Source organism: Pseudomonas sp. DWP2-2 (genome assembly GCF_049897065.1).
GTDB lineage: Bacteria > Pseudomonadota > Gammaproteobacteria > Pseudomonadales > Pseudomonadaceae > Aquipseudomonas > Aquipseudomonas paracarnis.
This window is the reverse complement of sequence record NZ_JAFCVN010000003.1, coordinates 50,861-67,801: the sequence shown is the minus strand read 5'-3', so window position 1 is coordinate 67,801 and position 16,941 is coordinate 50,861. Positions and strand designations below refer to the sequence as shown.

General features: G+C 61.1%; 14 protein-coding genes. All 14 read right to left on the bottom strand.

Annotated features, from left to right (window positions below; genetic code table 11):
* Positions 1-313 precede the first annotated feature (313 nt).
* The 14 genes from pgaD to ACP7CZ_RS07735 all read right to left on the bottom strand — a co-directional run bounded on the left by pgaD (position 314) and on the right by ACP7CZ_RS07735 (position 16,941).
* Positions 314-790: a poly-beta-1,6-N-acetyl-D-glucosamine biosynthesis protein PgaD gene (pgaD, locus tag ACP7CZ_RS07800; protein ID WP_003187480.1), complete on the bottom strand. Its 477-nt coding sequence runs from the start codon at positions 788-790 to the stop codon at positions 314-316.
* Between the two features lie 2 nt (positions 791-792).
* Entirely contained in the window at positions 793-2,133 is a 1,341-nt protein-coding gene (gene pgaC, locus ACP7CZ_RS07795) for a poly-beta-1,6-N-acetyl-D-glucosamine synthase (protein WP_054896841.1), read from the bottom strand.
* 2 nt (positions 2,134-2,135) lie between these two features.
* Positions 2,136-4,133, bottom strand: a complete 1,998-nt coding sequence (pgaB, locus tag ACP7CZ_RS07790; protein ID WP_294173319.1) for a poly-beta-1,6-N-acetyl-D-glucosamine N-deacetylase PgaB — start codon at positions 4,131-4,133, stop codon at positions 2,136-2,138.
* 12 nt (positions 4,134-4,145) lie between these two features.
* A complete protein-coding gene (gene pgaA, locus ACP7CZ_RS07785) occupies positions 4,146-6,626 on the bottom strand; it encodes a poly-beta-1,6 N-acetyl-D-glucosamine export porin PgaA (RefSeq protein ID WP_089042756.1) in 2,481 nt (826 codons plus the stop codon).
* Positions 6,627-6,962: 336 nt separating this feature from the next.
* The gene (locus tag ACP7CZ_RS07780; protein WP_034125427.1) at positions 6,963-8,459 is read right to left on the bottom strand and encodes a YdgA family protein; all 1,497 of its coding nucleotides are present in this window, start codon (positions 8,457-8,459) and stop codon (positions 6,963-6,965) included.
* 252 nt (positions 8,460-8,711) lie between these two features.
* Positions 8,712-9,344 carry a hypothetical protein gene (locus tag ACP7CZ_RS07775; RefSeq protein WP_054896844.1) on the bottom strand — a complete coding sequence of 211 codons (633 nt, stop codon included), beginning with the start codon at positions 9,342-9,344 and terminating at the stop codon, positions 8,712-8,714.
* Between the two features lie 81 nt (positions 9,345-9,425).
* Complete coding sequence (locus ACP7CZ_RS07770; RefSeq protein WP_032894227.1) at positions 9,426-10,868, bottom strand: efflux transporter outer membrane subunit; 1,443 nt, start codon at positions 10,866-10,868, stop codon at positions 9,426-9,428.
* The gene (locus ACP7CZ_RS07765; RefSeq protein ID WP_032878498.1) at positions 10,865-11,755 is read right to left on the bottom strand and encodes an efflux RND transporter periplasmic adaptor subunit; all 891 of its coding nucleotides are present in this window, start codon (positions 11,753-11,755) and stop codon (positions 10,865-10,867) included. Before ACP7CZ_RS07765 ends, ACP7CZ_RS07770 begins: the two co-directional genes overlap by 4 nt.
* Entirely contained in the window at positions 11,752-11,961 is a 210-nt protein-coding gene (locus tag ACP7CZ_RS07760) for a DUF1656 domain-containing protein (protein WP_003187469.1), read from the bottom strand. Before ACP7CZ_RS07760 ends, ACP7CZ_RS07765 begins: the two co-directional genes overlap by 4 nt.
* Entirely contained in the window at positions 11,958-14,036 is a 2,079-nt protein-coding gene (locus ACP7CZ_RS07755) for an FUSC family protein (protein WP_089042755.1), read from the bottom strand. Before ACP7CZ_RS07755 ends, ACP7CZ_RS07760 begins: the two co-directional genes overlap by 4 nt.
* Entirely contained in the window at positions 14,033-14,452 is a 420-nt protein-coding gene (locus ACP7CZ_RS07750; protein WP_236282468.1) for a MarR family winged helix-turn-helix transcriptional regulator, read from the bottom strand. The genes ACP7CZ_RS07755 and ACP7CZ_RS07750 overlap by 4 nt, the downstream gene beginning before the upstream one ends.
* Positions 14,453-14,737: 285 nt before the next feature.
* Positions 14,738-15,022 (bottom strand): hypothetical protein, encoded by a 285-nt coding sequence (locus ACP7CZ_RS07745; protein ID WP_125919887.1) that lies wholly within the window; start codon positions 15,020-15,022, stop codon positions 14,738-14,740.
* Between the two features lie 100 nt (positions 15,023-15,122).
* Entirely contained in the window at positions 15,123-16,595 is a 1,473-nt protein-coding gene (locus ACP7CZ_RS07740) for a Fic family protein (protein WP_294173342.1), read from the bottom strand.
* 100 nt (positions 16,596-16,695) lie between these two features.
* A complete protein-coding gene (locus tag ACP7CZ_RS07735) occupies positions 16,696-16,941 on the bottom strand; it encodes a DUF2789 domain-containing protein (RefSeq protein ID WP_057977813.1) in 246 nt (81 codons plus the stop codon).

Sequence of the window (16,941 nt, the reverse complement as noted above, 5' to 3'; positions counted from 1 at the left end):
CTGTTTTGATGGCGATTCGACGAATGACTTTCCGACTGCCATTACTTAGCCATCAGATGTTCGCCGAGTTAGGTTAGTACCGGAGAAGGGGGAAAAGTTCGCGGGGGTTTTGTGAATTGGATCCCATTTATCGGAATTCCAACAAGAGGAGTGAACCACTGCAAGCCATGGGTGGAAATACTACCTGTAGGAGCGGGCTTGCTCGCGAAGGCGGTGTGTCAGTCACTGCAACTGTTACTGCACTATCGCTTTCGCAGGCAAGCCAGCTCCCACATTGGGTCTTCATTGCTTTGGGCATTGCGTTCGCTTAGGTCTAGCCAATGCCCTTGTCTTTGTCGGGTACCAGGGTCAGGCCGGGGCGTTCGACGTCGCGGGAGACGTGGGACTTCACTTCTTCGACGCCGCCCTCTTCATCGTTGTGAATCACCAGCACGCCGGGGCGGCGCAGTTGTTCGAGGTCGCCGTCGCCCAAGTTGAAACTTTCACTCAGGTGCTGGTCGCTCAGCGCATTGGCCTCGGCGCGGCGCTGGGCGAATTTGCGCCCGCGATGCTGTTGATAACGTGCCCAGCTGATCAGGATCACCGCATTGAACAGCGCGATCCACAGGTAAACCTGCAAGGTGTTGAGCGCCGCAAAGATAGGCGCCTCGATGCGTGGGCCGCCGTGGGTTTCAAGCATGGCGCTGATGCCTCGCGCCAGCAGCCAGATCAACCCACCCCAGGCCAGCAGGGTCAGCAGCACATCGACGATCCACATCAGTGTGTTTTGGCGAGTTCTGACCAGTTTCATGATCACGCCTCCTCTTGTGCAGGTTTGATACCGCGGTCCGGGCTGACCCAGCGTGCGCGTTTCTGATGCTGGTTGAACAACACCTTGGGAAAGCTGACCAGGGTGGTGAGCAGGCTCACCAGCCAGAACACCATCGGGTACCACACGGTCCAGAACAGGGTTTTCCACAGGTCTTTTTCGTAGCGCCGGTCGATCAGGATGCTCACCGCAAACTGCAGCAGGCACACCATCGCCAGCACCAGGCCGGTGAACGCGGGCGGCACCAACGAGCTCACGGTGATCGCCGCCGGCAGCGTGACGAATTTACCCACGGCCCAGAAGATCACCGACAGCAGGAAGGTGAAGGCCCAACCGGTAGACAGGCAGTACTCGAACAGCAGCGGCCACAGGTAGCGGTGGCGCCATTGCCAGATGCCACGGATGTTCTTGAACAGCACTTCAGCGCCGCCCTGGGCCCAACGCAGGCGTTGTTTCCACAGGCCGCCGACGGTTTCGGGCATGAGGATCCAGCATAGGGCGCGCGGCTCGTAGAAGATCGCCCAGTGATCGAGTTGCAGCTTCCAACTGACATCGATGTCCTCGGTGATCATGTCGGTGCTCCAGTAGTCGATGCGGTCCAGTGCCTTCTTGCGAAACGCCACCACCACACCGGAGACCGTGAAGATCCGACCGAATACCCGCTGGGTACGCTTGATCAAACCGATGATCGAGGAGAACTCGCCCACCTGCACCCGGCCGATCAGGGTCGAGCGGGTACGAATGCGCGGGTTGCCGGTGACGGCCCCCAGGCGCGGGTTGTCGAGCATCGGCGCGACCATGTAGGCGGCCGCGTTTTTGTCGAGCAAGGCATCGCCGTCGATGCACACCAGGTATTCGCTGCGGGCGGCCACGGCGCCCATGCGCAGGGCCACGGCTTTGCCCTGGTTCTGCGCCAGGTGCAGCACGCGCAAGCGCGGGTGTTGCAACGCCAGGGCATCGAGAACTGCGGCGGTGTTGTCGCTGGAGCCGTCGTTGACCGCGATCACTTCGATGTTCGGGTACAACTGGCCGAGGGCCGCGCCAATGGTGTCAGCGACGTTATCGCCCTCGTTGTAGCAAGGGATGATGATCGAGATCAGCGGCTCGCCGGCCAGGGTCGGCGCCGGCGTGTCTTCTTTCCACGGCCAGTGGCGTTCCCAGTGCAGCCAGAAATACAGGCCACCGGCTATCCATAGTGCCGACATGAACAACGGGTAGAAGAACACGAAGTCCATCAGGAACTGCCCGGTCACCAGGAAGATCAGGCCCAGGGGCAAGCCCAGTACCAGTGCCAACACGAATAGAGCCAGGATTCTGTCAACCATGATCAAGGGTTCCATTGGTTGGAGAGGGCCGGACGAATAGTTTTCAAGTCCGGGGAGTTTTCCAGGAAGTTGTCCGGGTAGTAGCCGAAACTGGTGACGCCCTGGCGTTTGAGTACACCCATCCACTCTGCCAATTGCTCAGCGCTGATATCCGGTGCGGCCTGGGTGCGCCAGTCTTTGGCTTGCAATTCGAAGATGGTTTTTTCCATGGCGCCGGGGCGCGCCTTGACCGTGGCGATGAGTTTTTCCAGCCAGGCGTTGGAGGTCTTCACTTCCTGGCCTTCCATCAACGGCATCGCCATCGGCGCGGTCCAGTCGTAGGCCTGGAGGAAGTCATCAAGGTTCTGCGCGAACCAGGTTTCGCTGCCAGGGTTGAGCATCGGCTCGGCGAAGATATTGCGCGCGGTGAGTACCTGCGGCCCACGGATAGCGCGGACCTTGGCGGTGAGCTCATGGGTGAAGTCGATCAGGTAGCGGCTTTTGAAACTGGTCCAGCGCTGCATCACGGCCGGGTCGGCACGCAGGGCGGCGATGGTGTCCGGCAGGCCTTGGGCCGCATAGGCCTTGAGTGCTGCGGGGCTGGCGTCTTCGAAGTCGTTGAACACCGCATCATCGTGGTAAAGGATGCCGTCAATCGGCCCTACACGCGCCAGGTCTTGGTAGATCTCACCGATGACCTGCCGCACCTTGGGATCAAATGGCGACAGGCGTTTGTATTGATCCGGGTCGGGGCCGACCTGGCCGGTTTTCGGGTCCCAGCGGGTCACACGCGGCAGCTTGGGGTCCAGGGCAAAACTCAGCACCGGCATCCAGGCGTACACACTGGCATGGGCACGGGTGTGCAATTGCCAGGCAACCCGGTTGAACAGGTCAGCACGCATCGGCAGATGGCGGTTGGGGAAGTACAGCGAATGCACTAGGCCGTCGCCCTTGGGGTCGGCAAAGGCTTGCAGGAAGACGGTGCCAGCGCCCATGTCCACCACGCGCTGAACCAGCACGTCGAGGTTGCGCGCCTGTTGGGCCGGGTCGGGGTCGTACACGTTGTCCAGGTCTACGTGCAGCACGCGCATCGGCGCTTTGGTCTGCACGGCGACCATGCTGTTGGCAAAATGCTCGCCGTCCGGGTCTGAGGCCACCAGAAAGCGTGGGCTGTTCATCAGGTTGCCGAGGTCGTCGAGCCCGTCCTCCAGGGTCAGCGCCATCTCGTAGCCGTGCTCGCCGACCACCGCCAACGAGGTGCCATCGGCGGCCCCGTACGGCCACACCCATACACGCGGCGCCTTGCCGGTGACGGTTCGGATTTTGTTCGAAATCGCGGCGACGTCAGCCCGCATACGCGCCTGGAACTGCGCTTCGCTTTCGTAGCCGTTGGTTTTGGGGTCAAAACTTCGCGTGGTGGCGGCCGGTTCCAGGTTGCCCTGGGGGTTGGCCAGGATGCCCTTGTGATTGGCATCGGTGTGGGCGGCGATTTCCACCAGGCCAGACTGCGACACCTCGCGAATCTGCTGCCACGTCAGGAACTCTCCCCGTGGTCGTGGCGTACCGGCAAAATCCACCGGTTGGTTCAACGGCGTGTCGATCCAGGACCCCACCGGCGCCAACAATGCAGGCCAGTGGTAGGCACGCAGAATCGGCATCACGCGGGTGTAGAAGCTGGAATAACCGTCATCGAAGCTGAGCATCACCGCCTTGGGCGGCAATGCCGGGCCGCCACGCCTGGCCGCCAGAATCTGGTCGACGCTTACCGCCTGGTAGCCATTCTCCCGCAGCCACGCCAGTTGCTCGATCAAACGCTCGGTGCGCACCGCCACCACGGCTTGATCGGGGTCGCGATCTTCCACGTCGTGATAGGCAATGCCCAAAAAGTGGTTCTTCGGCCACGGCGCTTCGTTGGGCGCTATCGGCCGTTCGGCGGGTGGGGTGTAGGGCGCGGGTTGTTGGGCGCAGGCGGCGGCCAGCATTACACCCAGGACCAACAAGCAACGGCTGAGGACGGTCATGGTCAGGCTCTTTTAGAAACGGTAAGTGAGGTCGACGAGCAGGCGCAGATCGCGTTCGCGATCACCGTCATAAGGTCGGCTGATCAGGCTGAGGTTGGCGCCCATTTCCAGTACGTCATTCCAGCGATAGCGTTGGCCGTAGCCAATCAGGCCAATACCGCCGGTGGAGTAGTCACGCTGGCTGTAGGTACCCGCGCCGATTTGGAACTGCTGACTCCACTGGGTTTCATAGCGGTGATAGAGCACGTGATTGACGTTGATCATGGGCAACACCGTGAAGTCCGACTTCGGGTTGAAGTACACGGTGTCTTCCTTGCTGTTGCGGCTGGCGCCCACTTCCAGGCCCAGGTCCACTTGCACATGGGGCGAGCTGTAGAGGCCCTCGCGGCCGGTGAGCAAGGCTTCGAAGCGGTCGTTGCCGTCGCTGAAATGGGACGGGCTGAGGGTCAGTTTCCACTCGCGGCTTTCGTTGGCGCGCCAGCGGATAAAACCGCTGCCGCCGTTGGCTGTGACACCGTCATTCAGGGCCCGCAACGGCGTGGTGCTGAGCAAATAACCAAGGCTGCCGCCGTATTGCCAGTGGTCGTTGATGTCGCGGGCAATCGACACGCTGGCGCCTTGCTTGGAACCGTCGCCATAGGAATGGTTGGACACTTCGGCTTCGATGGTCATGTCACGGGTGCGACGCTCCACGCCCACGCGCTGCCAGCGATGTTGGCCAGTGCCCTCCTGGAAGTCGGCGGTGGCATAGCCGGCACCGGCGAACAGGCGCCAATCTTCGTCGATGGGAGGCGTGTAGATCACGCTTTCAATGCCCCAGTCTCGGCTGCCGGAGACGGCACCAGCGTCGTTGTTATTGCCGCCACCGTAGCTCTTGCCGGTGTAGGCCTCGACACGCAACTCGGCCATGTCGTGCACATCGCGCAGGCGGCTCAGGCGCTGCACCTGACGGTTGTCCGGGTTACGGGCGAGCACGTCGTCGGTGAGCGCGTCCATCTGCCGCCATTCTTGCAAGTCCATGGCGGTATAGGCTTGGGAGACTTCCAGGCCGATATCGCGGGGAGCCTGGGTTTCAGTTTCCTTGAGCGTGCCTTCGGCGCGACGCGGCCAGTCGCGGGCGCGGTACATGTCGGCCTGGGCCAGGCGCAGGCCCACATTGCCCGGTGCCTTGGCCACCAGGGCTTCCAGGCTGGCTTCGCTGCCGGGCAGGTCACCGCCATAGGTACCGGCCTGGGCGGATAATTGTTGGGCGTCCATCCAGTTGTCATTGGGGTTACCAATGGGCAAGCCCTTGAGCTCAACGCGGGGGTTTTGCTCCTTGGCCAGGTTGTTAGCGACCTGGCGAGCCTCTTCGACCTTGTCGCTTTCCAACAAGGCGTAGAACAGCGCCGTGCTGTCATCGACCCGATAGCTGGCATCGGTGTCGGGGGCGGTGAGTACCTGGCGGTACAACGGCTCGGCCTTTTCCGGCTGGCGCTGTTCCAGGTAAGAGCCGGCAACCCAACGCAACGCGTAGGTAGGCAGTTGCACGCCTTCGCCAGTGAGGGTCTGGTAATCGCGGATCACCTCGGCATGCCGTGCTCGCGCCTTGAGCGCGCCCAGGCGGTCAATGCGCCAGCGGATGACGTCGTCCTTGGCTGTGGCGTCCGGCGCCCAGCGACTGATCAGTTTGTCGTAGTCCTGCAGGGCACGGTCTGCGATGACGTAGCGTTCCTTCTCGCTGCGTGTGGCGAACTCAGCCATGCGCACACGCTCGGCGGCAAGGTCACCTTCGAGGCGGCGCTGGGTGACTGCGTCCACCAGCCCCGGGCGCTTGGCCGAGAGGCGCAGTGCCGGCTCCGGCAGCCGCGCCTTTTGCAGGGCAACGATGTATTCACGCGCCACTTCGGGTTTATCGCCCGCCCGGATAAAGGCTTGGTCGAATTCGAACAGCGCGTCGTAGTTCAGGCCGGCACGTGTCAGCGCATATCCCAGGGCCATGCGGCGATTGGGGTCATTGGGTTGCGCCGCCACCAGCGTGCGCAGGCGTTGTACCGCTTCGTTGGCTTTGCCGCCATCGGCCTGGGTGAGGGCCTGGCCCAGTTGCAGGTCGACGTTATTGGGTTCACGCAGCAGCGCCTGGCGATAGACCGCTTCGGCCTGAGCCCACTGCTTTTGATTGCGATAAGTGCGCGCCACCGTGGCGAGTGCCTGGGTGGTGAGGTTGCGATGCTTGCCTTGCGCCTCGTAAACCTTGAGCACTTCAGCATCTTGCCCGGCCCAGCCGGCGATCACCAGGTGGTCGCTGACCTGGCCTGGGGTCTGGCGTTCGGCGGAGAGTTGGCGAAGTTGGGTCAGCGCCGGCGTGAAGTGACCGTTGCGGGCCTGGATGATCAGAGCGTCGTAGGCAGGGTCGGCAAATGCAAGGCCTGGGACCAGCAATTGGCTGCACAGTGCGGCTCCGATAAGCAGACGCAACCGGCCTGAGGCACTGTAGGGGTGGTTTCGCAGCATGTCGTGAGCTTCCTTACACACGGAAAGCTCTAACGATAGATGGTCCTGAGCGAAACGCTTCAGGGTGTCGGCGTCTCGGGACCCGACCTAGCTTTCCTGTAGGAACTATCCCTTAGGGAAGTAGGGGGAAGCACAATTCAGAACAATTGTTCAGAATTGTACGACCGCGATTTTTTGCCCTCACACAAAACAAAAGTGGGAGCCGGGTTTGTGTGGGAGCCGGGCTTGCCCGCGATGCAGGCACCTCGGTCGTCCAGCCAGACCGGGGCGATGCTATCGCAGGCAAGCCAGCTCCCACACAAGCCAGCTCCCACATTTTTTTATCGCATTTCAGGTTTATTGGGCGCCGCTGACCGCACCGGCTTTGGACATCACAAAGCTGAGGAACTGCTCAACGGTCATCTTCTGGCCGTTGAAGGTCACCTCGTTGTTGGCGTAGTGCAGCTTGGAAACCACGTCGGTGCCCACCAGGGTCGCCAGTTGAGTACCGACCGCCATGCTGCTGACCATCTCAGCCGCCATCTGCGATTGCTGTTCGATGGCTTGCGGGTCGGTCACGCCGCCCACCTGGGCTTGCAGGGCCGCCACGTCGCTGATCATCGGCTTGGACAGGGTCAGGTTGGCATCCAGCAGCGAGACCATTTGCTTGCCCAGTTCAACCGGCGGCAGCTCCATGGACGTTGGCTTGGCCAGGTCCACCACCAGGTTGAACTTGCTTTCGCCACGGGTGGTTTTGAGCGACAGGTTTTCCACGGCCAGTTGCGGCTTGGCGGCCAGCACCTGGTTGACGTTGGCTTCCGCAAGGGCTTGCTCGGCTTCGGTCATTTGCAGCTCCGGCACCGGTTGACCGGCAGCAGCGGCAGCTTGCACCGGTTGCATCTTGTCCTGGTAGAGCTTGGTCAGCACCAGCATCGCCGGAATGTCGACGTTCTTCATGCTCACGGCCATGGCGGCCGAACCGACTGCTTTGCCCTGGTAGCCGATCTCGTCGATCTTGTAGTCGACGCGGCCAGCCAGGTTGTTGTCCTTGGTTTCGCTGGAGTCTTTCTGCTCGAAACCCTTGAGGGTCAGCACGGCTTTCTGCGGGCCGAAGGTGACCTTGGTGTCGGTCAGCTCCACGGTGTTCTGGCCGGTGTAGAAACCGAAGGTGGTTTTTTCCAGGTTGCTGGCGACGGTCAGGCCGGCCAGCTCCGCTTCGAACGGTGCGCCTTCGGCGTCCACTGCGGCAACCTTGAGGCTGTTCATGAAGCCTTCGGCCTTGACCTTCTGGCCTTCGGCGCTGCTGTCGAAGTTGAGGTTGGCGCCGGAGAAGCTCACCGAGGAAGTGGCGTCCTTGAACTCCAGGGGCAGCAATTCGATGTTGCCGCTGACCGAACGGCTATAGCCGATATTCGCCACGCCTTTGAGCGGCGACACGTCTTTGCTGGCGGCGAACCATTTTTCGGTGGTGGGGTTCTTTTCCAGTTCGTAGTGACTGGTGGCCATGACCGGCAACCACTTGAGGGTCACCAGGCGCGAGAACGGCAGCGGGCCGTGTTCGATATGGTCGACGAACAGCAATTCGGGGTTCGGGTTGTCTTCGCCGAACACGCTGCCTTGGCCCTTGAGGCGATAGTGCGCGGTGCTGCTGAACACGCCACGGTCCAGGGACACCAGCTCCAGGGTCACGCTGCCATCGACGCCGGCCATGGAGGTCTGCAGTTCTTTATTGGCGCTCTGGATAGCGGTTTGCAGGACCGGCTCCAGTTGTTTACCGGTGTACCAGGCACCGCCCGCACTGACGGCGCCGACGGCGACAACAAAACCCAAGAAAACAACGGCTGGCTTATTCATGAAGTGACCTGATCAAATCCTGTGAGAAGTGGGCTGTCTTCCTTGAACCCTGTAGGGGTTCCTGTAGGAGCGAGCGTGCTCGCGAACAACGCATGGGCACCGCGTTCATTCAGAATGCCCGCGTTATCGTTGGCGTCTTTCGCGAGCAAGCTCGCTCCTACAGTCGTGGCCCGTGTGGCCAAAGGCTGGGGAAGATTAGCACTGGCGGGCGTAAACGGCCCAACCTTTCAGAGGGATCAGTTCAGCAGGAGTTCAGGAGTACTCCTGTTCGACTTCATCCAGTTGGTGATCAAAACTCTTCAAGCGTGCGGTCCAGGTGTACACCAGCACCTCGAACTCGCGATGTATCACGGCATTGCCGGGGGTGTCGGCCTTGGGGTCGCAAAAGTCCAGCTGGTAGCGCTCGCGGGCCATTTGCGTGGCCACGTCGGACAATTCCCGCGCGTTATCCAGCCAGTGCCTACCGTCGGCAACCTGCCGATCCAGCAGCACACATTGTTTTTTCAGGATTTCGAGGCTTTTTTCCAGCGGCGTGCCGGTGAGGTCGCCCATGACTTCCTGGAACGTGCGCCCCGGCTGCCAGTAACTGCCCCAGAAATAGCGATCGAACACGGTTTCGACACGGCGCAGGGCGACCTTGGTGTCCCAGATCGCCACGCGGGTCTTGCCCTGTTCGAGGAGTTTTTTCTTCACGCGCTGGTTTTGATACGACGCCCAGGCCACCACGCCGATGGACAAGGTGCCGATCACCAGGCAGGCGCTGTCGAGGAACACCATGGCCTTGTCGAGTTGATGGGCGAGCATGACGCCGTAAAAATACGCGGCCGATAACAAAACCAGTGCGAAGAGCACGCACCAGAAAGCGGGAGCATAAGGGTTTTTCATTCTTGGAATCCCCATGAGCAAACGCGAGCTTTGTCGGGTGAGGCGCCAGCGGGCCTCACCCAAGAAAGCATAGCAATCACCTCACGGTTTGCCGGGTTTTTCCCCTTGCGTTCGTCCGCTTTCCCAACCGCCGCCCAGGGCCAGGAACAGGTCGATCTGGCTCATGGCAACCTGGGTGTTGGCCGCCGCCAGTTGCGCACGCATATCGGTGTAGGTGCGCGTGGCTTGCAGGTCGGCCAGGAAGGATTCGCGGCCGGCCTGGAAGAAGCGATGGGTCTGGCCGGCGGCTTCTCGCGCCGACTGTTCGGCGTCGGCCAGGGCGTCGCGGCGTTGCAACACGGCGGTGTATTGGGCCAGGCCGGTCTGGGTTTCGCGGATGGCGTTGAGCACCACGCCGTCGAAGTGGGCCAGGGCGCCCTGGGTCGCGGCTTCAGCTTCATGCACGCGGGCGCGAGCGCCGTTGGTCGGTACAGTCCAGCTGATCATCGGGCCAAAGCCCCAGCGGTTGGTGGCAGGCGTGCCGAGGTTTTCCAGCAGGCCGACGGTGCCGACCGTGGCGCCGATGCTGATATCCGGGTACAACGCGCCGGTCGCCACGCCAATACGCGCCGTGGCGGCGGCCAGCTGGCGTTCGGCCTGGCGCACATCAGGGCGACGCTTGAGCAGCGTGGCGCCATCGCCTACCGGCAGCAGTTGAGCAATATGTGGCAGCTCGGCACAGGTGCCCGTGCCGGCTGGCAGTTGGTCGACAGGTTTGGCCAGCAACATCGACAGCCGGAACAGCGCCGCCTGACGCGAGGCTTCATAACGCGGTATGTCGGCACGCAGGGATTTGTATTGGGTTTGCGAACGTGTCACCTGGGTCTCATCGCCACGCCCGGCATCTCGCAAGCGCTGGGTCAGTTTGGTGCTCTGGGCTTGCAGGTCGAGGGACTCGTTGGCAATCGCCAGTTCTTCGTTGGCCGCGCACACCTGGGTATAGGAGCGCACCACATCGGCCACCAGGGTGATGCGGGCGATATCCGCCGCGGCCTGGGTGGCATCGGCGCTGGCCTGGGCGCTTTCGATGCCGCGCTGCAAGGTGCCGAAGAGGTCGAATTGATAGGACGTGGTAATCCCGACGCTACCGATATTGCCTACCGGGACTTTGTCCGGCAGCAAGAAGGCCTCGCCAGATTCCTGCAAACGCTGGGCCTCGGCCTTGACGCCGGCACTCCAGCCGCCAGCGGATTCGGCCTGCTGCACCTGATAACGCGAGCGCTGCAAGTTGGCGGCGGCCACGCGCAGGTCGGTGTTGGAGGCCATGGCCTGGCGCACCAGTTCGTCCAGGCGCGGGTCTTTGTACAGCTTCCACCAATCGGCCGGCACCGGTGCCGAGACGACGTTGCTGCCCTCGCCCATGATCGGCCCTTGCAGGTCGCCACGGTTGACGGCGGCCTGTTCCGGCAGTTTGTAATCGGGCCCCACCACTTGGCAGGCCGACAGCAACAACCCCAGGGAAGCGGTTGCCAGAAGCCGCTTCATGGTTTGTCCCCGTCTTTGACCTTGTCGTCGATGATCGACACCGTCGCGGTGCGCCCGGCGATCATGCGAAAGTCCGCCGGCACGTCATCGAAGGCGATACGCACCGGGATCCGCTGGGCCAGGCGCACCCAGCTGAACGCCGGGTTGACGTTGGGCAACAGGTTGGAGCCGCTGCTGCGGTCGCGGTCTTCGATACCGGCGACGATGCTCTGCACGTGGCCATGCAGGCGCGCGTTGTCGCCGATCACACGGATGTCCACGCCCATGCCGACGTGGATGCCGTCGAGCTTGGTCTCTTCGAAATAGCCGTCGATGTGGAAGGAGTTGCTGTCTACCACCGACAGCACCGGGCGGCCGGCGGTGACGAACTCCTGGGTACGCGGTGCGCGGTCGTTGACGTAGCCGTCCACAGGGCTGCGGATCACCGAGCGGTCGAGGTTGAGTTGGGCGGAGTCCACCGTCACTTGCGCTTCGGCCAGTGCCGATTGGGCGCGGGCGACGCGGGACTGGCTCTCTTCCAGTTGCTCGCTGGGCACCAGGTTGCCCAGGCCACGGTTACGCTTGTACTCGCGCTGGGCCTGGGCCAGGGTTTCCTGGCGGTCGGCCACGGCGGCCTGGGCTTGGCGCAGGGCCAGCTTGAAGCGGTCCTGGTCGACGGCGAAGAGCACCTGGCCCTTGGTCACCAACTGGTTGTCGCGCACGTCAACGCGCTGGATCAGCCCGGAAACGTCCGGGGCGATCTGCACGATGTCGGCACGGATGTGGCCGTCACGGGTCCAGGGCGCAAACATGTAGTACATGACCATGCGCCACACAACGACGACCGCGAAACTCACGATCAACAACGTCAGGACGACACGGCCGATAGTCAAAAAAGGTTTTTTCATGTCATCAAATATCGACTGAGTGAGTCCACCGCGCCCAGCAACAGCGCGTAGAGCCCCACATTGAACAATGCCCGGTGCCAGACCAGGCGATAGAAGTGCATGCGCGTCAACAGCCCGTGCACCACCAGAAACAACACATAAGTAATGCCCATCAGCACCAGCAGCGTGGGCAGGAACACCCCGCTGATATCCAGGTCACCGATCATAAAGGCGCTCCATCAGGTAACGGCGCTTGCATCTCTGTACCGCCAATGAACTCCACACCGGGCAACAGCGCCAGACGCAGGCCGGCCAAGGCGTGCAGCAGATGCAGGCGCGTGTCGTCTTCGTCTTGCAGGCCCTGGCCATTGAGGGCGCGACGCGTGCGGTCCAGGGTCATCAGCAGACCGCTGGGCGCGGGCAAGCGTTCACCCGCCTTGAGGCAGGCCTTGAAGTAACCGCCCACGCCTTCCACCACCTGGTTGAGCAACACCCGTGGCACACCGAGGATGCGTGGCGAGTAGGCCAGCAGGTCGAGCAGGTTCAGCGCCACGCGCAGGTCGCGCAGAGCGATGCCAGTGTCCTGGCCGGTGAGGGCCAGGCGCGGCAGGTGTTGCATCAGGCGGTCGAGCATTTGTACGGCCATGTGCCGGTGCTCGGCCAGGGTGGCGGGCTCGGTGAGGCTGACGATGTCGCGCCAGCTGAAACGGGTGAGGCGCTTGGCCGCCAATTCAGCGCCGAAGGGTCGGGCGATCAACGTCCACACGAACGCGAACAGCAGGCCAACGGGCCCGGCCAGGTTGACGTTGGCGAAGTTGAGAAAGTCCGCGTCATAGGCGCCCTGGATGCTGATGAACGACGATGTGTTCACCAGCGTCAGCAACATGCCCAGGTAGAAGCGTGGCTGAACCGTAAGGGTGCCGATGCAGATAAACGGCACGGCGAAGGCCAGCACCAGCATGGGGAAGTCATGCAGGTTGGGCAGCACCAGAAACAGATACAAGCTGGCGAACAGCACCGACATGGCGGTCCAGAAAAAGAACCGGTAGATCTGCGGTGCCGGATCGTCCATCGAGGCGAAAAAGCTGCAGGCGACGGCGGCAAGGATCACGGCGCTGCCGCCGTCGGTCCAGCCCAGCAAAATCCACAGCACCGAGGCGACAATGATCGCGGTCACGGTGGAGAACGCCGAGTAGAACATCAGCCCACGGTCGAGGAACGGCGTGAGCCGCCCCAGGCGCCAGTGGCGGTAGACGGCGCGCCAGGTGTCCTGGCTTTCACACTGGATGGCGGCTTGCAGGCTACGACAGTCTTGCCACAGGTCGACCCATTCGCCCAGGCGGTACAGGGCGTTGGAGAACAGCAACGTATGACGGTCATCCAGCGCTTCGCCCTGGGGTTGAGCGGCGTCGATCTTGTCGCGCAGCAGGCGCCAGCTTTCCAGTGGCGCGGCTTCGGTGGTGCTTTGCAGCCAGGCGCTGGCATCTTCCAGCAGCGGCGTGAGCTGATCGAGAAACTCTGGCGCACGGTGCTCAATGGCGTACACCGCATCGTCCAAAGCGTCGATCACTGGCAGCAGGTGAATCATGCGCCCGCGCAGTTCCTTGGTGTTGCGTACCGTCTGCGGGCGTGCGCCTTCGTGGGGCAGCTGGCCGATCATCAATTCAAGGGTGTTGAAGGTGGCGACCATGCCGCCGCGCAGGTTGCTGACTTCTTGCGGGTCGACCTTGCGGCTGAGAAAGCGCTGGCTATAGACCTGCGCGTCGCTGAACCACTTGGCCACCGAGCCATCGAACACCGGCATCAGCCGCCGAGGCCAGAACATCGCGCCCACCACCGCTGCGACTGCGATGCCGAGGAAGATTTCTTCGGTACGCGCCTCCGCCACATCCCAGACCGCCAAGGGGTTATCCACCACCGGCAAGGCAATCAGCGGCAAGGTGTAGCCGGCCAGCATCAGGGCGTAGTTATTGGCGGTGCGCAGGTGCATGGACAGAAACAGCAAAGTGCCGGTCCACAACGCAATCACCACCACCAGAATGTAGGGTGACTGAACGAACATCGGCACAAACAGCACCGCCGCCGCCGCGCCCATCAAGGTGCCGATGGCGCGGTACAGGGCTTTGGAACTGGTAGGGCCGACAAACGGGCTGGAGACGATATACACCGTGGCCATCGCCCAGTACGGACGCGGCATTTGCATGAGCATGGCGATGTACAGCGCGATCATCGACGCAGCGAAGGTACGCACCCCGTAGAACCAGTCGCGGGCGGGCGGGAAGCCAGTAAAAAATCCGTTCAAGGCGTCACAGCCTCGGCCGCTTCGAAGGCGCGCAATACACGCAGTGCCGCTCGCAGATCGTCGGGGGCGATATCGGCCAACACGTCCTTGCGCAGGCGCACCAGTTGCGCCTCCACCGCCTGCACCAGCTCACGGCCACGCTCGGTAAGGCTCAAGGCCTTGGCGCGGCGGTCGTGGATATCTTCGGTGCGGCAGACGTAGCCGTCACCGCACAGTCGGTCGAGCAGGCGCACCAGTGATGGGCTTTCCATACCGGAAGCCTGGGCTACTTTGACCTGGTGCACACCGTCGCCCAAGCGACCGATCATCAACAACGGCACGGCGCAGGCTTCGGAGATGCCATAGCTGACCAGCGTGGTCTGGCAGATTTTGCGCCAATTACGGGCGCCCACCACCATGCTGCTGCTGAGGCTCATCTGGAGTTGTTCGAGGGATTGAGGCACTGGATAGTTCGCATACAGTTAGTTTGCTAACTATCAATATGGTCGATGCATGAAGCATCGTCAAGTTTTGAAACAATTTCGCAGATGAGTGGTGGGATGTGGCTTGAGTAAAGCGGGTTTTAGGGTAGGCATCAGCAAATCGCTGATATTCACCATACGACAAACAAAATGTGGGAGCTGGCTTGCCTGCGAAAGCGGTGGTTCAGTTGAATATTCAGTGACTGACACGCCGCCTTCGCGGGCAAGCCCGCTCCCACATTAGGTCAGCGTCAGCATTTTTTGCTCCATCGCCACACGCTCCAGACTTTTAAAATCTCCGACGCACCGATCAATCCAGCCATTGCCAGTACGTTGTAATGCGGGAAAACTCGAGCGCCAATCAACAGGAGCGAAACGGACGGAATAATGTGCACAAGTCGTAAGGGGGTTTGAAAAAAGACAAGCCACCTGACTGATTTTTTCTGAAGAAAAAACATGGCACAGGATGCGAAAATTGAGGCCTGTAAAACCAACCAACGCCCCCATAAACATGACAATTTGCACATCACTGTGCTCTCGCAAAACATCTGAGGCGCTTATCACATCACTCAGATACGGAATTCCTTTTTTTCAGACGCCTCATCTGGCGTGACTGGATGACCTCTTACTCGCCCATCAACCTCAAGCTCTCCTCCTCAATAAACCCAAACACCTCTTCCGCCACACTGTACTGAAACTGCTTACGCCGATGCTTGGAAAGCTTCCCACCGTTATCCAGGCACATCATCACCAGCTTCGACAGATCGCTGCCGCGCACGTCGTAGCGTTGGTTCACCGCTTTGATCACTTGGTCATAACGGTCGAGGAATTCGGTTTCTTCGCGCAGTTCCACTTCCAGTGCGCGGCGGGCCATTTGCAGGGTGAATTCGACGCAGCGGGTCGCATCCCAGTAGCGATAGATCGAGGGGTGGCCGATGAAGTCGAACGCCATGTGGTCGGCGTCCAGCCAGGTGACGTTCCAGAATTCCCGAGTCGGCTGGGAGAAGGTCTTGAGTGCCTCCAGATAGGCTTGTTCCTCGTGCTTCATGGCGACAGAGACCGGTAGCAGCAAGCCATTTTCCAGTGCGCCGTAGTGGCAGAGCGTCTGGTGAATCAGGAAGCGAGACAGGCGCCCATTCCCGTCCATGAACGGGTGCAGGAAGACGAAACCAAAAGCGGTGACCGCGGCCGCCACTAAAGGATCGACGTCTCGCACGGGCTGGTTGGCGAAGGCCATCAGCTCTTCCATCAATTCCTGGCAAAGCGCGGGAGCTGGCGGCACGTAGCTCACACCGGCTGCGCCGCGTAGCCCGTTGTGCAGATGGTTCTGTTCGTGGCGAAACGCGACGGCTTTTTCAAACGGATTGGAGATGGTGCTGTTTTGCAGCTCGACCAAGTAGTCCTCGGTGAGCAACCGGCCTTCGTGGGCCTGGCGCAGGAGTTGGACGAAGCGGCGGGATTTTTCTTCGCTGGGTTGTTCTTTTTCGATGGCAAATGAATCGCGGGTTTCGTGCAGGTATGCCCACTGGATGGCGCGGTCCATCATTTCGGGAGGGAGGGTGGCCATAAAGGATTTGGCACGAGCCAATACATCAAGCGCCAACAACGCTTCCAGCTCAGGCGTTCGCTCTACGGTGGCGCAATAATGCAAAGAGCCCAAACCGTTGAAATCCACTCGCCAACGACTGTTGCGAATGCTCGGGCCGGTTACATAGCGCTGGGGATCGAACAAGGGAACAACGCGACCACGAACAGGAAGGGTGTGATCCAGCATTTTCCCGGTAAAGCCTTCCCACAGAAAACAGGCTTTTCGGATAAACGCACCGTTAGGCGAGTCGGCCAGCGCGTCCAAAAACGGTTCTGGGCCGAGCTGTTCAAACACCTGGGCAAGTATCGCCAGGTTCACGCCTTCATGCTTAAGCGCAAATAACACATGCTCAAACAGCGCATGTTGGGCGGGCGCCACCGAATGGGGAACTGCCAGGCAGTCGCCGATCAAGGTAATCCTGGTCACCGGCTTGATCATCGCAGTCCTCAAGGGTGCGATAACCTTTAGATCCAGCGCCTCACACAGATGAGCGTATCCGACTGTTGGCATGGCGAGCTTTCCAGAAAAAATTCACTTAGGCGATTAAAGCCCAGTTTTTTTTACCGCTCACCATTTTTTTTTACATACTCGTCCTTATTTGGATATTTTTTTACACCCCTCGTCCACCCCGCAACATCAGATTCAACTCATCCACCACCACCGCCCAATCCGCATCATCCAGAATCTCTTCACGCAAAAATGCCTTCTGGGCGTCGCTCCAAAAAAACGCGTCCGCCAGTTTCAACTCCGGCTTGAGCGGCGAATGAGAGGCGACAAATTGCTCGATACTGACCGGGTCGTGCGGCAAGCCAAGCTGTTTGAACAAAGCCGGTAGGCTGTGCACTGGCGATTCCAT